The organism is Candidatus Stoquefichus sp. SB1 (assembly GCF_001244545.1).
Taxonomy (GTDB): Bacteria; Bacillota_I; Bacilli_A; order Erysipelotrichales; family Coprobacillaceae; genus Stoquefichus.
In genome coordinates this window covers 805,594-821,503 of the sequence record NZ_LN852696.1, presented here as the reverse complement: position 1 = coordinate 821,503, position 15,910 = coordinate 805,594, and the positions used below count along the sequence as shown (strand labels likewise).

Here is a 15,910-nt window from a genome sequence, read left to right as displayed (position 1 = left end):
AAATTTCTTTATTGTTGAGACAGCTCTACTAATTTCTTATTTTCAAAGAAAATAGCTAAAATTTGTGAAACAATTGTTAGTGTATTCACTTCATCTGATGTCCATATTCTTTTTCCACTACATTCATCAAATCCAATAAAACCATCAAAAATATTATTATTTTTAAAAGCACACTGGAGTGTAGAATGAATATTTCTTTCTATAAACAACTCTTTAAATTCCAATGGTAATGCATCAATATCTTCACAATAAAATATATAATCCTTTTGAAATAATGCTTGATATTGTGATTGCTTTTCTTCATATACCTTCTGTAACTGAGAAATTTGAGAAGATATATGATCATTACACCATTCATAATTACGATTATGATGATTTTCAAAAATATAAATACGGCTGATATCAAATTGTTTTCCAACAATTTCTAAGATCATTTGAATAGCCTGACTTGTATTTTCCATTTGATAAAGAGTTCTAAAAATATAACGTGGTAAATTATCTATACCTTCAGCATATTTCTGTTCAGAATCAATAGTTGACTCTAAGCTATATGCAAATTTTTCTTGATTATCAGATAACACTTGTGCATCATAAACCATATACTTATTTTTACCCAGCATTTTTGCTTGATATAAAGCCTTATCAGCACACGCATACAGTTTTTCAAAGCTATCACCATCTTGTGGAGAAATAGAAATCCCTATACTACATGTAACATCATGTAATCCTTTTTGATCATTTACCAGTTGATGTAAAACATCTAAAAAACTTTGTGCTTTCTTTTGGGCATCTACAGGCGATGAAATGTCTTTCATAAAGATAACAAACTCATCTCCACCTATTCTCCCCACCATATCAGATTCACGCATTAATTTCTTCATAGCAACCGCTATTTCAGTCAAGACAACATCTCCTGCCATATGTCCATAACTATCATTAATCTGTTTAAAATTATCAACATCAATCATAAACAAAGCACACATATCATTATCTTCTTGACTAAAATAATCATCTACAAACTCTTCCATAGCCTGACGATTATAAACACCTGTTAAAGCATCTTTTTCTGCTTTATGTTTTAGTTTTTCTATTTGTCTACGTTCATCTGTTATATCTAAGCCAATACTATAGAACGAATCAATACCATCCCAGCTATCCTCTCCACTAATATAACATAACGTTATTGTCCAAATTCTTTCCTCCTTTAAACGTGTATATGCTTTTGCTTCAAATACAACATTTTCACCTGTTTTTTTAAGAGTTTTGATTAATTTTTGGGCACGTTTTGAATCATCTGGATGCAAATACAAACATTGATTATGAAGTTCCTGATGAAACTGTTCTTTTGTATAACCAATCATATCTAGAAAAATGCCATTATACCAAATTGCTGTTATACAATCACTAGCATCAACCCTCACCATTCCAGCAGGTATTGTTTTTAAAATAGCTTCTCTTTCCTGATCTTTTTTAGCTAATTTATATTCAGCACTGTACATATCATAAGATAGTTCAATTCTTGCATTATGTCCTTCCCACTCTACTTTTTTATCTTTAATTAAAAAAGTACGCTGTAAATTTGGATTGTAAAATTCCCATTCATAAGTCTCATTCGCCTTTAAATAATCATTTGTACAAAATGGACAAGGTGATGTTCTCCCTTGAATTGTTTCATAACATTTACTTCCCAATATTTGAGATTGTACACATTGTAATGTATCACATGCTTTTTGATTCACATATAATAACTCATAAGTATCAATATCACTAATATAAACATTTCCTGTATATTCTGACATCATCCATTCAAAATTATTTGTACGTTCTTCTATTTTCAACATCAGATGATTAATATCAGTATACATTATATAAAGAACTGTTTTATTTCCTTGGTAATACTGAATTGTTATGGTCATTCTCACATAAATTGTTTTTTCATCATAAGTTGGAATGAGTACATCACATTCAAGTGATTGCTGATTTTTTTGATAAGCATCAAATATTTGTTTTTTAATAAATTCAAATGCTTTGAAATAATTATGATAATACTGGCATAAATCTGTAAAAGGAAAAGCATCCTCTTCCTTAGAATAACCTAGCAAATGATAAAATGCCTCATTTCCCCAAATCAATGTTAATGAATCATCCAAATAATGCTTACTTACACCAATACCCATATTTTGAAAAAGCTGTTCATTTTCTTCTATTATCCTGATATTTTCCATATTGTTGGCACATTCCTCTCAATTCATAGTTACCTTTTTATATTTTCAAAACTTTATATCTCCACATTTTTTTGAGTATATATATATCATATCATAAGTATTGTCATAAAAGATATAAATTTTATATAATCCTATTTATTTATATCCATGGAATCAATAGATATATTTTTCTTTACAAAAAAAAGGATATAAATCCTTTTTAAACAGTCCAAGTGAAAGAATCCTTAATAATCTGTGCACATTGTTTCATATCTAATGAAATATCCTGACAAGCTTCAATCAAGATTTCTGCACATTTTTCTCGCCCTAACATATCGCTATCAAGACATAAATCATAAGATGTTTTTTCACCCCATGAAGTCACTGCAACAGCATCGCGATAAACCTTTCGCATATGATCTCTTGACTTGATAAATGCAATGATCTCATCATGTGATAACTCTTCAAGATCATAAGTTTTATCAGCAATCGCACGCGGAATTTTATGTTCTAAACTTGTATTATATAACAGAACTTTTAAACAATCATCTTGCTCTTTTAAAATTTCTCCAGCGGCTCTTTCATGAATAATACAAGGACCTTTTTCAATCGCTTTGTATATAGCTTTTGTTAATGCCTGATGTACTCTTTGCATCTTAGGACTTTTCTTTACCTGGGCTAATGTCATCGTTGATAGTCTTTCATCAAATTCATTTAAATAATCTTCACTCATCCATTCTTCAGTGCATAAATCAATTAAGTCTTTACCCTCATATAATTTCATATTCATAGCATCACCAACAATAGCTGAAATCCATCTCCCCATACTACAATATTCACTATCCATTGCAATATATTTATACATTTTCTATTCCTCCTTTAAACTCTTTCCATTGGTTTGAATCACTTTTTGGTACCAATAAAATGAATCTTTCTTATATCTTTTCAAACTTCCCTGACCATTATCATCAATATCAACATAAATAAAACCATATCTTTTCTTCATTTCACCTGTTGAAGCTGCAACAATATCAATTGGTCCCCACATTGTATAACCCATTACTGGAATACCATCAATTGTTAGAGCTTTTTCCAATTCAATCAAATGCTGTTGTAAATAATCAATACGATATTGATCATGAATTTTTCCATCTTCCAATACATCAACTGCCCCTAAACCATTCTCTACAATCATTAATGGCAATTGATAACGATCATATAATAAATTTAATGAATATCTTAAACCTTGTGGATCAATTGTCCACCCCCATTCACTGACTGGCAAATAAGGATTTTGATAGCCTGTATCAATTCCATTTAAACCTTTGTAGATACCTTTTGTTTTTTCACCAGTGACATGTGTAAAGTAATAACTATATGATAAGAAATCAACTGTTCCATTTTTAAGAATATCTAAATCACCTTTTTGAATAGGCAAAACAATTCCTTCTCTTTTTAATTGTTTCAATTTATAATTGGGATAATATCCTCGACACTGGACATCACAATAAAATAACATATCATGCATAAAGTTCATTGTTGATATCATATCATCAGGATTAGGACTATTGGGATAAGCAAAATGCCCGCAATACATCATTCCTACCTGGTTATGAAGATCAATCTGATGCGCTAACAAAACTACTTTTGCACTCGCAAGAAATTGATGATAAGCCGCTGTCATTTTGCTTTGTTCATCTTCTGATACAATTCCAGCTGCTATCCATGGCATTGTTGACATGCAGTTGATTTCATTAAACGTTAACCAGTATTTCACACGCCCCTGATATCTCTCTAATAAAACTTTGGCATATCGCACATAGAAATCAACAACTTTTCGATGCATCCATGAACCATATTTCTGTAAACCTAAAGGTGTTTCAAAATGAGAAATTGTAACTAATGGTTCAATATGATATTTTTCTAATTCATCAAAAATTCTATCATAAAATTCTAACCCTTTCTCATTTGGCATTTCTTCATCCCCATTGGGAAAAATTCTTGTCCAGTTGATTGATAACCGATAAACTTTAAATCCCATTTGAGCAAATAATGCAATATCTTCTTTATAATGATGATAATGATCAATTGCCTGATGACTTGGATAATAATACTGACTATCAATATCTTGAGTTCGCTTTCGTTTTTGAGTATGTGAGCCAAGTGTCATAACATCTGCAGTGCTTAATCCTTTTCCATCCACATTGTAGGCACCTTCACATTGATTGGCTGCAGTCGCGCCACCCCATAAAAAATCATTAGGAAACCCCATTCTTCATTCCTCCTTTATTTCTAACATCATTATAAAAGATAGAAAAAAACTTCCAAGTTTTTGGAAGTATTATGATACAACGTTGTTAATTTCGTATTCATTTTATAAAATAGGATGCAACAGTGTTGCTTAATCCTGAAGTATAGGATTTTTTGAGTGTCTGTCCTTTTCATATTCATGAGATACTCTGACTTTGCTTTCAAAATGTTTCTCAAAGTTAGTATTAAATACATTCATATACAAAATATCTAATAACAGCAATGTTGAGAGATTCATACTAAAATTTCCTATATTATTGACTAACTTTTCTCTTGTGGAAACATATAAAACATACTCAGTTAATTGTGACAAAGTATTCCCACCATATGTCGTTATCGCTAAGAATTGAATATTTCTTTTCTTTAATTTATGGGCAATCTTCAAAATATTTTGAGTTTCTCCAGAATAAGAAATGATGAGGAATATATCTGTTTGATGACAATATGTTGCGCGATAAAATGCTTCATCTAACTTATCTTCAATGACAACATCTTTTCCAATCTTTAATAATTTATCTTTAAAAGTATAGGCAATTTCATTTTGAACACCAGCAGAACAGATATAAACTGTTTTTGCCTGATGAATCAAATCAATCGCTTTTTGTAAATCATCATGATGGATTAATGATAGTGTATCATCTATAATTTCATGATATAATTGCCCCATCTTATGAGCAACAACAATATTTTTATCATGATAATGAAAAGGTGTATTAGGATTTAATTCTTGAAAATGAGATGACAGATAATCTACTTCTTTTAAATATTCATTTTTAAAATCATTGAATCCCTGAAAGCCTAATTTTTGAAAAAATCTAACGACTGTAGATGGTGATACATAGAGCACATTAGCAATAGAGCGAGCACTCTGTTTCTCTAAATTTTCTTCCTGCTTTAAAACATAATCAGCAATACAACATTCTATATCTGTAAAATGTTCTCGCTGGTTTAATCTTTCATGAATCAACATTTCATCACCTTCTTTTCAATACTTTTTATTATTATAACTTATCTTTTTTGTATCTGCAATTGGCTTACTATTTTATTATTTCATGTTCTTTTCCATAATTTTGACATATCTCAAAGAAATCTTTTGATAAAGAAGAAAGATATTTATTTTTATGGTAAATAATATGATATGATCTTTTCATGTTCAGTTCAGGAACAAAGATTTCCTGAACTCTATTTTCTTCAATTGCATCTTTGACTAATAGATATGGCAAAGTAGAAATCCCTAAATGGGCTTCAACACTTTTCACAATAGCCTGAGTACTGCTGCTTTCCATCGCAAAGTCAATGGATTGCTGATGTGCAATAAAAATACTATTCACCAGATTATAAACCGAACTGCCTTGTTCTCTCATTAAAAAAGGATAATCATGTAAATCACTAAGTTGGATTTCCTTTTGTGATAATAAGGGATGATGAAGTCCAACAATCGTAGAAAGATGATCAGACATAAAAGGGATTTGAATAATGTTATCATTTTGTAAATGGGTTTCAACAAGTGCAAAATCAATTTTATTTTCAATAATCAGTTTTTCTAATGTTTCAGAATTATATACGAACATTTTAATATTAAGATTCGGGTATTTTTCTTTTAATAATTGAACAATATGTGGTAATACATAATGACCAATGGTCATACTGCTCCCTATTCTTATCATTCCTTCTGCTTCCCAATGTTTCATACCTTTTTCCATTTCAGCATATAGAGAAATAATATGAACTGCATATTCATAAAAACGCTTAGCTGCAGCTGTTGGAAAAATTTTTCTATTCATCCGATCAAAGAAAGAAACAGAATAATATTTTTCTAGTTCTTTAATCGCTAAACTAATAGATGGCTGAGCAATATGTAACTCTTGGGCCGCTTTTGTAATACTTTGAAATTCATAAACTTTGATAAAAATTTCAAGATGGCGTAATGTCATAAATGGACTCCTTTCAATACATAATAAAATTATTATATATATTATATAATAATAGTATTTTACTTATTTTTCAAGACAATGTATGATGTGTTTATGGAGGTAGGGATATGAATATAGAAAAACATAAATTAAGAAAACTTTTTCTTTCAACTTTGTATTTAAGTGCTTTTACTTTTGGTGGAGGATATGTCATTGTCACATTGATGCGTAAAAAGTTTGTCAGTGAGTATCATTGGATTGATGAAGATGAAATGTTGGATTTAATTGCGATAGCTCAATCAGCCCCAGGAGCAATTGCTGTTAATGGTGCTATTGTGGTTGGATATAAATTAGCTGGTTTGTTAGGTGTCTTGGTTTCTGTGATTGCAACCATTATTCCACCATTTGTTATTATTTCAATAATTTCTGTTTGTTATAATGCATTTCGTACCAATTTATTTGTGGCTTTAATGTTAGAAGGTATGCAAGCAGGTGTCGGTGCTGTTATTGCCTCTGTTGTTTTTGAAATGGGTTCAGGGATTGTCAAAGATAAAAATCCTTTTTCACTCCTTATTATGGCGGTATCTTTTATTGTCACATATTTCTTTAATGTCAATGTTGTCTATGTCATATTGGTTTGTATAGGACTTGGATTGATGAAAACATTTATTCAAAAAGGAGGAGAAAAGGCATGATCTATTTACAATTATTTTTAAGTTTTTTACAGATTGGTGCTTTTAGTTTTGGTGGTGGCTATGCCGCTATGCCATTAATTCAAAATCAGGTCGTTGATTTACATCAATGGTTAAGTTTATCAGAATTTACTGATTTGATTACTATTTCTCAAATGACTCCTGGTCCAATTGCTGTCAATTCAGCAACCTTTGTTGGGATTAAAATTGCTGGTATACCTGGTGCGATCGTTGCGACATTAGGATGTATTTTACCAGCTTGTATCATCGTTACCATCATTGCCTGGCTTTACTTAAAATATCGTAATATGAAATCGTTACAAGTGGTTTTGAGTACTCTTCGTCCCGCTGTTGTTTCACTTATTGCAACTGCTGGTTTGACTATTATTATTTCTGCTGTGTTTGGTGGACTAGGAATTAGCATTGATACGATGAAGATCCAAATGGTTGTTATTTTTGGTATTTGTATGCTTTTATTAATGAAGTGGAAAATGAATCCTATTTTAGTAATGGTTCTAGCTGGTGTATTAAATGTTTTTCAATATTTTATTGTCAACCAATTATTTTAATGGAAAAAGTTAAAAATGAATCTATTCAATAGAAAAAGACAATTCAATATTGTCTTTTTCTATTATAATGTGTCAGATATACAATTGTTAAAAATATTTCATTTATCTTCTTTATGTAATAATTGCCTAAATAACTCAACGAATTCTTCAATATAATAGTTCGTTCTATCTTTTTTCCAAAAAGCACAATATTTACGTTGTTGGGGTTTCCCATTATGATATAAAGGAATACGTGTAATACCTTGTGAAGGTGATGATAAAGTTCCCACTGCTTCTATTGGTAAAAAGCCTCTTTTCCCAATAACCATTAAACGTGCCTGTTCGAGGTTCTCACTAAATAAAAATTGATTTGCAAACCCCAATGTTCCCTGATAATATTCTTGTTCAGATAACTGCTGTTCTTTTGTAGCAACAAGAATACAAGTGATTCTTTTTAAATCATCTAATGTGACATATTCTTTTTGACTCAATTCATTTTGGGAAGATATTTCAATATAACAGTCACTATAAATTAACTCATAATTATAATAATCATGATTAAAAGCTCTTCTTTGATCACTAATAATCACATCCACCTGTTTTTCTTTTAATAAATAATAGAGCTCTTCATGTGTTCCGTTGATAATAGATAATGAAACTTCAGGATAAAGTGCTGTAAAATTAGCAACAGCATGTTGAAGTTCTTCTGCTCCATAACATCGTAAATAGCCAATCTTCAAAGTTAACTCCTGATCTTCACCAAGCCGTATTGTTTCTTTTTTTAGTTTTTCAATCTCATCTAACAATTCTCGACTATGTCGATAAAAGTATTCTCCTGCTGGTGTTAATTCAAACTGTCTCCCTTCTCTTTTCATGAGCGTCACACCTAATTCATTTTCTAATGATTTCAATTGCTGTGAAATAGCTGACTGAGAGATATAACATTCTTCAGCCGCTTCTGTAAAACTATGACAATTCACTACAGTCACAAAGTATTGCATTTGTTTCAACAACATATAATCAACTCCTTAGTTTTCATTATACCACAATCAAAATATTTTTCTGGTTGTTTTATTAAACAATTGACATTTTTCTTATATGCTTTTTGATACAATATAGCCAATGAAAGTGAGGAATATAAATGAAAAATAAATATAAAAAAATTGTTATTTTAGCAGAATCAGGTTCCGATTTACCACAAGAGTTAGTTCAGAAATATGATATTGTGATTGTACCTATGCATGTGATGTTTGATGGTCATAATTATGATGATGGAACTTTTTCTGTTTCACAAATTATCGACTATTATCATCAAACCAAAAAAATTCCTACCACAAGTGCAACGAATGTTGGTGAATATATGGAAGCATATCAAAAAATCCATCAAAAGTATCCACAATCTCTTATTTTGCATTTATGTTATTCTGCTGTTACAACAGCCACTTTTCAAAATGCACATATTGCGAGTGAAGGATTAGATTATGTATGTCATATTGATACAAAATTTGTTTCTGGTGGGCAATCAATGATTATATTAAAGGTTGCTCAATATATTCAAATGCATCCTCAAGTGGAATTAGATGATTTAAAAGCATATACATATAAAGTAATTGAAAGAACACATATGTGTTTTTTACCACATCAGTTAGATTTTTTAAAAGCAGGTGGGCGTGTTTCTAATGCTGCTTATCTTGGAGCTAATGTTTTAGGCTTAAAACCTTTGATTGAAATTATTGATGGAAAACTTGTTGCAACTCAAAAATATCGCGGGAGAAATATGAAGAGAATTTATCAACGTATGATTGATGATTTCTTGTTACCTTATGACTATGACTTAGATGATATTATTCTTTTATATTCATATGGAATAGATGAAGATATTTTACAAAATAATAAAGCAATAATTGAGGAGATGGGATTTCAAAATATTTATCTTGTTCAAGCAGGTGGTGTTATTACAACACATAGTGGTCCTGCTGGTTTTGGAATTATTTTTTATGAAAATTAGTTATTTTAAAACGAAGGTTGCCCTTCGTTTTTTATATTATTAAAATCTCGATTTTTCATAATTATAAGGAATACTTGTCCCTACAACAACATCCTCAATTTTATCAATAATCAGCCAATCATCCATATTTCCTTGATGATCAAAAGCAAGTGCCTCTATTTCCTGAACATTTTCAAATTCAACTAAACATAAGCATTTTTTATGCCAACGTTGTTGTTGTTTTTCAGTGAGATTTAATTTAGGTTGATTTTCCTGTAAAACCTTTGTAATCTCTTCATCTGATAATTTGACATAGTTAAATACATTTTTCACTGTTGCCATAACATGAATCAAAGCCGTTCCCTTTTCCATAAAATACAATGTTTCTCCAACATTCACACGACTATGTGGGATTTTTCGACCAGCGGCCCCTCTTACAATCATTGTTTTTTCTCCTTTTAAAATCTTATCAAGAACTTTTTCACCTTTTTTACCCGCATTATCACAATAAACCAAATGAACCATTTTTTATTCCTCCTCCATAATTGGTATCCATATTTGACTTAAATAATTCTCATCATAAACATTACCTGCACTATACCATTCTAATTCTGGATGGTTGGCATGCTGGAATGGGTATTGGACAAGCCACTCCTCCTGAAGATATTGCCAACCATTTCGAATTGCCTGAGGAATTGTTCCATGGCAATCAAAAATAGCCCATAATGATTCTGGAATGATGATTTCTTTAAATCCCTCAGGAAGATGATCATCAGATATAACCATAATAGAATATTCAATTTCATTTTTAGAACTGTCATATTCACCAAACATTCCAAAAAGTCCACGTGGGATTCCTGAATCTAAAGCAATCAATTGTGCATATGTTCCATCCATTTGACATTGATTCCAAAATGCCAGGACAGTTTGATGATGAGCATTATTGAGACATGACATTTTCATGCTTTTTCCAATGAGACGCATCGTTAACTTTTTTTCAATTTTCCATGTATACTGTTGTTTGCTTATCAGTTGCATTTTAGGATAAACTCTTAATTGAGTATCTGTCATTCGTGCTTTTTTAGGTGAAATACCATGAAAATTCTGAAATGCTTTCGTAAATGATGTTGGTGATTCATAGCCATATTTATAACTGATATCAACAACTTTTAGACGTGTACTCTTCATATCATAACCTGCTAAAGTCAATTTACGATAACGAATATAATCAGCAAAACTGATCCCATTCATATATGAAAACACTTTTTGAAAGAAAGTATAAGAACACTCTGCAATTTTAACAATTTCTTGAATATCTATTGGTTCTTCATCTCTTTGTAAATGATTTTCTACATAATCAATAATTAATTGTAATTTCTCATTCCATTCCATTATCTGTCTCCTTTAATTTAGGATGACACTATTTTACCATTTTTATTCCTTTGATTCATCTTATTTTATGTTCTCTTAGGATAAGTGAAACTGTTTTTACATTTGAGCTGTATCATGTATAATTTGTCCATCTTCAAGTGTAATAATGCGATCAGCTACACTTGCAACAAGTTCGTCATGTGTAACCATAATCACTGTTTCATGATATTTCCTTTGAGCTAACTTTAAAAGTTCAACCACTTCTTTTGAACTTTTCGCATCAAGATTACCAGTTGGCTCATCTGCAAAAATAATAGCCGGTTTACTTGCTAAGGCTCGTGCAATTGCCACTCTTTGTTGCTGGCCCCCAGAAAGTTCATGAATAAAGGCATATTTCTTTTCACTTAAACCTAATAATTGAATGAGTTCATCAAGATAATCCTGATCTATCTCTCCATTATCTAAATGGATAGGTAAAACAATATTTTCAATAACATTTTGAGTCGAAATTAAATTAAAGAACTGAAAAACAAAACCCATTCTACGCCTTCTTAATCTTGTTAAAGTGTCATCATTCAATTCATAAAGAGATTGTCCTTCTAAAAAGACTTCTCCCGCATTGGGTTTGACTAAACCAGCTAAAACATGTAACAAAGTGCTCTTGCCACTGCCACTTCTACCCACTACAGCAACAAATGAACCTTCTTCAATCTCAATAGATAAATTTTTAATTGCATCTACACGATTATCATCAAATCCATAAGTTTTTCTTAAATTTTTTCCTTCTAATAACATTATATCCTCCTATTCTGTCTGATGTAGACCATCTAATGGCTGATTCGTCAAGACAAAACGCAATGGTAATCCATAGACAATAAAACAAATAATCAAAACAATACAACTCAATATAATAAATGGCTTCACTGGAAAATACCAATAATTCAAATAAAGACATTCCACACATACCATAAATACATTTATCAATTCAATCATTAAAAAGACATAACATCCTTTACATAATTGCTTTTTTAAAATATCTTTTCGACTCATCCCAATTAACTGATATAGACTATAATCATTTCTGCTATTTTCTATTTCATATTTATTAAAAACATAACATAATAAAGTACAAGCTGAAAAAGACAATATCAAAATATAAGTATTGAAATAGATTTCCTCACTGCCATTACCATAAACCTTATAAACAATAATTTCACCTGCATCACTCATCTGTTCATATAACAAAACAGACTTTTTATAAACTTGTTCTTTTATTTCATCCCTATGCTTTAAAGAATCATAAAAAATATTCACTGTTTTGATTTCTTCTAGAATATTCAATTGATGATATAAAGATGGTAAAACGTAAACAGACCTATAGTTAGAAAATGCATTTAATTGCCAATCATGTTCATTAATATTCTTTACATCTAACGATTTAATAACACCAACGATTTTAACCTTTTTACCTTCTATGATAAGTTCATCACCTAAGTGAAGATCATGCATTTCTGTTGAATCTTCACCCATAATTTTACTAAAAAACATCCCTTCACTTATCAAAACTTCATCTTCATGGGCAGGTAAATTTCCTAAAACGTCTAACATCTTAAATGAGTCTAATGAAGCCGTAACAACGGTTGATAAATATCCTTCCATTGATTGATATTGGGCACTGATTTGTGATGTTTCTTGAACAGTTATTGTTTTATCAAAGGCAAAATCTTCAATCATCTGTAGTTCCTTTTGACTGTTCACTATAATGGATAAATATCCATTATCAAATTGTATATGCTTTTCATTATTTCCTAAATCCGGACATTCATTATGAGCAACTATCACTTCATTCATCAATAAAAGTGAACAGTGCCAAGATAAAATAATAACCAAAAAGATAAATATTTTCTTATTAACTTTTAACTCACGCCAAGCGAGTCGCCATTTATTTTGATAGCGTAATTGACGATAACGAACTTGAATATATTGAAATTGTTGTCCTTCAAAAGTCCCACTTAAAGCTTGTTTTGAAGAATGATAAATTGGTAATAATAAAGCCATTAAAACAAAAATAAAAACAATTGATGTATTGATAAATAAATCAAAAATATCAAATTTCCATATAAAAATATTTTTTTGTATTTCTATGATTCGCATGATCATATAAGAAACACCAATCGAACATATTGCACCTAAACCAGCAGCTAAAAATGTGCAAAACAAATATTCATAAAAATTCATAATGATCAATTGTCGGGAGGTCATCCCAATTCCTCTTAACAATGCTAACTCATGGATTCTTTTCTTTAATGAGATAGAAGTTAAAGCGACTAAAACAAAAATAATGATAAAACCAGCTTCTAATAAAATAGCTAAATTGAATTGTTGTCGTTGATATTGTGCTGTAATAGGCAGATGATTATATCCATAACGATTCAATGAGTCTTTATTATTTTCATCCATTTGTAGTGATGTTCCACTATATCCTTCTATCCCATTTTCAACAAGCAATGGTCGATCACTAAAAATCTTGATTTTTTGATACTGATTATCAATTCCTGTATAAATATCAGGAAAATAGCCTTCTTGCGAATTATGAACCACCCCAACAATTTCAAATTCACTCAAATCACTCATTGGTAATTCTAAAGTGATTTTTTGATGGAGTGTATATCCCGCTTCTTCAAAAACAGTTTGTGATATAGCAATTTGCTCAGCTTGTCTAGGTAACTGTCCTTGAATGATCTGATTAGCACAAAGATCGCAAAAATCTTCATCAACAAAGCCTACGCTTAATCCATCGTTTGTTTCTCCTTGGTCATAGAGATAACCATAAAGAAAACGTTCTTCCTCTTGTACATATTGATAGGCAATATTATCAAAAGCAACAGGATTTTCAATAATACCTTGAATATACCAATGACCATATTGCTGAACATTATATTTTCGATTAACATCAAATGTTGACTTTTGCACTATCATAAAAGAATCATAGAATAATGTCATTACTAAGATGAGCACACACATCATTATAAAATGCTTCTTATATTTTTTAATATTTTGATAAGCAAGCCGATATAATACTTTATTCATAAATATCCCTCCTCATCTTGATCATACTCTCATTATCTTAAAAATAAGTGACTTATATTTTTTTCTTTGCCAAAAGTTTAGGAATGCTTATTTCAAAAACTGCCCCATCTTGATTATAAGCTTTAATCATTCCATGATGTTTCTCAATAATCTCCTTAGCGAGTGATAAACCAATTCCAACCCCTGTCGTAGATGTTTTTGGTCCACGATAAAAACGTTCAAAAAGATGTTCAATTTCTTCTTCATCAAAACCCTCACCATGATCTTGAATAATAATGTGAATTATTGTTTCATATTCCTCCACAAGGATATCAATACAATTATGTGACTTTTTCTCAATACAATTTTTCAATATATTTTCTAAAGCTTCTACAAACCAATGATGATCACACATGAGTGTTTCATCATGACATAAAAGATGAAATTGAACATCTTGTTTCCCCATTAAATACGCAAGATTTTCTTCAACGTCTTCAATTAAATAGATTATTTTTTCTGGCTGAAATTTGAATTGAATACTATTGGAATCTAATAATGCTAATGTTAATAAATCATTAACAAGCTGATTCATTTTAAGTGTTTGTTGATAAATCAACTGTACTTTTGCTTTTTGTTGATTATTTTCCATTGTTTCTAACAATAGTTCCTCATTAATACGCATTGAAGTTATGGGTGTTTTTAACTGATGTGATATATCTTCAATATAATCTTTTAATTTTAACTGTTCTTTTTCCATTGTATCAATGAATGTATAATAGCGTTTATGAAGTAAATAAAGCTTATGTGAAAGCAAACTTAGATCACCTTCACCATCTATGATTTGAATTGGCTTTTGTTCAAGTATGGCATCACTACAATGAATCAAATACTTGAGTTTTTTTTGATTATCATATTTAAGGATATAACCACTTATTCCTAACCCTAATAAAATGATGAATTCACAATACAAATAAACCATATTCTTTTGTAGTAAATAAAGAAGAATTTCAATGAATGCAAGAAAATAAAGAATCATATATATTTTCAAAAGAATCACATGTGTTTTTTTTATTGAATCCATCGATAGCCTACTCCCCTTAGTGTTTCAATATAAGGTTGTCCCTGATAAGTTCCCAATTTAGTTCGTAATCTTTTCATATGTACAGAAAGCGTATTATCTTCAACAAAATGCATAGTGAGTTGTTCAATTAATTCAAGTAAATGTTGACGAGTTATAACAATACCTTGATTTTGAACAAGACAGAGTAAGATTTGATAAGTAACAATACTTAAATCCATTTCTTGATTATTTTTATAAACTTTGTATGTCTGCGTATTGATTTTTAAATCAGCTGTATATATGACATCACAATGGATAGGAACACGTCTAAAGAGTGATTCAATTCTCGCATACAGTTCCTTGATTCCAAAAGGCTTACAGACATAATCATCTCCACCAGCATTCAAAGCTTCAACAATTGTATCTTCATTATTTTGACAAGTTAAAAATAATATTGGCAAAGAATATGTTTGTCTAATTTGCTGACAAAGCACAATTCCATTATTATCAGGGAGTTGAATATCTAAAATAATTAAATCAATACTTTCATTCAATAATGTCAAAGCTTCTTTAGCACAGTGTGCTTGAACAATTTCATAATTTTTCATTTCTAATGCATCTTTTAAAGATGTTTGAATGAATTCATCATCTTCTACCACAAGTATTCTTTTCATAGCTTTCTTCCTTCCTCATTATTTGTAATTGGCATCTGTTTATCTTATTTTAGCATAAGAAAATGAAAATCAAGTGAAAAAA

General features: G+C 30.2%; 15 protein-coding genes. 3 read left to right on the top strand and 12 right to left on the bottom strand.

All coding sequences use genetic code 11. The features are described 5' to 3' along the window. Nucleotides 1–8 precede the first annotated feature (8 nt). The 5 genes from BN1865_RS16555 to BN1865_RS16535 all read right to left on the bottom strand — a co-directional run bounded on the left by BN1865_RS16555 (nucleotide 9) and on the right by BN1865_RS16535 (nucleotide 6,448). A complete protein-coding gene (locus tag BN1865_RS16555; protein ID WP_050638358.1) occupies nucleotides 9–2,225 on the bottom strand; it encodes a diguanylate cyclase in 2,217 nt (738 codons plus the stop codon). A gap of 199 nt (nucleotides 2,226–2,424) precedes the next feature. Further along, nucleotides 2,425–3,069: a cytidylate kinase-like family protein gene (locus BN1865_RS16550; protein ID WP_050638357.1), complete on the bottom strand. Its 645-nt coding sequence runs from the start codon at nucleotides 3,067–3,069 to the stop codon at nucleotides 2,425–2,427. 3 nt (nucleotides 3,070–3,072) lie between these two features. Further along, nucleotides 3,073–4,476, bottom strand: coding sequence for a glycoside hydrolase family 1 protein (locus BN1865_RS16545; protein WP_050638356.1), 1,404 nt, complete (start codon nucleotides 4,474–4,476; stop codon nucleotides 3,073–3,075). A 129-nt stretch (nucleotides 4,477–4,605) separates the two neighbouring features. Continuing rightward, on the bottom strand, nucleotides 4,606–5,484 hold the full coding sequence (locus BN1865_RS16540; protein ID WP_050638355.1) for a MurR/RpiR family transcriptional regulator: 879 nt from the start codon (nucleotides 5,482–5,484) through the stop codon (nucleotides 4,606–4,608). Between the two features lie 67 nt (nucleotides 5,485–5,551). After that, complete coding sequence (locus BN1865_RS16535; RefSeq protein WP_050638354.1) at nucleotides 5,552–6,448, bottom strand: LysR family transcriptional regulator; 897 nt, start codon at nucleotides 6,446–6,448, stop codon at nucleotides 5,552–5,554. A 107-nt stretch (nucleotides 6,449–6,555) separates the two neighbouring features. Between BN1865_RS16535 and BN1865_RS16530 the strand changes: the two genes are divergently transcribed. Then, nucleotides 6,556–7,122, top strand: coding sequence for a chromate transporter (locus BN1865_RS16530; RefSeq protein WP_050638353.1), 567 nt, complete (start codon nucleotides 6,556–6,558; stop codon nucleotides 7,120–7,122). Continuing rightward, complete coding sequence (locus BN1865_RS16525) at nucleotides 7,119–7,688, top strand: chromate transporter (RefSeq protein ID WP_050638352.1); 570 nt, start codon at nucleotides 7,119–7,121, stop codon at nucleotides 7,686–7,688. The genes BN1865_RS16530 and BN1865_RS16525 overlap by 4 nt, the downstream gene beginning before the upstream one ends. 98 nt (nucleotides 7,689–7,786) lie before the next feature. Here BN1865_RS16525 and BN1865_RS16520 read toward each other — a convergent pair whose 3' ends face one another. Beyond that, the gene (locus BN1865_RS16520) at nucleotides 7,787–8,683 is read right to left on the bottom strand and encodes a LysR family transcriptional regulator (protein ID WP_050638351.1); all 897 of its coding nucleotides are present in this window, start codon (nucleotides 8,681–8,683) and stop codon (nucleotides 7,787–7,789) included. Between the two features lie 125 nt (nucleotides 8,684–8,808). On the opposite strand from BN1865_RS16520, the gene BN1865_RS16515 reads away from it, so the two are divergent. Next, nucleotides 8,809–9,675, top strand: coding sequence for a DegV family protein (locus tag BN1865_RS16515; protein ID WP_050638350.1), 867 nt, complete (start codon nucleotides 8,809–8,811; stop codon nucleotides 9,673–9,675). 39 nt (nucleotides 9,676–9,714) lie between these two features. Here the strand turns inward: BN1865_RS16515 and BN1865_RS16510 are convergent, their stop codons facing one another. The 6 genes from BN1865_RS16510 to BN1865_RS16485 form a co-directional block, all read right to left on the bottom strand. Further along, nucleotides 9,715–10,179 carry a hypothetical protein gene (locus tag BN1865_RS16510; RefSeq protein WP_050638349.1) on the bottom strand — a complete coding sequence of 155 codons (465 nt, stop codon included), beginning with the start codon at nucleotides 10,177–10,179 and terminating at the stop codon, nucleotides 9,715–9,717. Between the two features lie 3 nt (nucleotides 10,180–10,182). Beyond that, complete coding sequence (locus BN1865_RS16505; protein ID WP_050638348.1) at nucleotides 10,183–11,046, bottom strand: AraC family transcriptional regulator; 864 nt, start codon at nucleotides 11,044–11,046, stop codon at nucleotides 10,183–10,185. Nucleotides 11,047–11,142: 96 nt separating this feature from the next. Continuing rightward, a complete protein-coding gene (locus BN1865_RS16500) occupies nucleotides 11,143–11,820 on the bottom strand; it encodes an ABC transporter ATP-binding protein (RefSeq protein WP_082190023.1) in 678 nt (225 codons plus the stop codon). 9 nt (nucleotides 11,821–11,829) lie between these two features. Further along, nucleotides 11,830–14,115, bottom strand: a complete 2,286-nt coding sequence (locus tag BN1865_RS16495; protein ID WP_050638346.1) for an ABC transporter permease — start codon at nucleotides 14,113–14,115, stop codon at nucleotides 11,830–11,832. A 52-nt stretch (nucleotides 14,116–14,167) separates the two neighbouring features. Further along, entirely contained in the window at nucleotides 14,168–15,175 is a 1,008-nt protein-coding gene (locus tag BN1865_RS16490) for a sensor histidine kinase (protein WP_050638345.1), read from the bottom strand. Then, nucleotides 15,163–15,828: a response regulator transcription factor gene (locus BN1865_RS16485; protein ID WP_050638344.1), complete on the bottom strand. Its 666-nt coding sequence runs from the start codon at nucleotides 15,826–15,828 to the stop codon at nucleotides 15,163–15,165. The genes BN1865_RS16490 and BN1865_RS16485 overlap by 13 nt, the downstream gene beginning before the upstream one ends. Nucleotides 15,829–15,910: the final 82 nt, after the last annotated feature.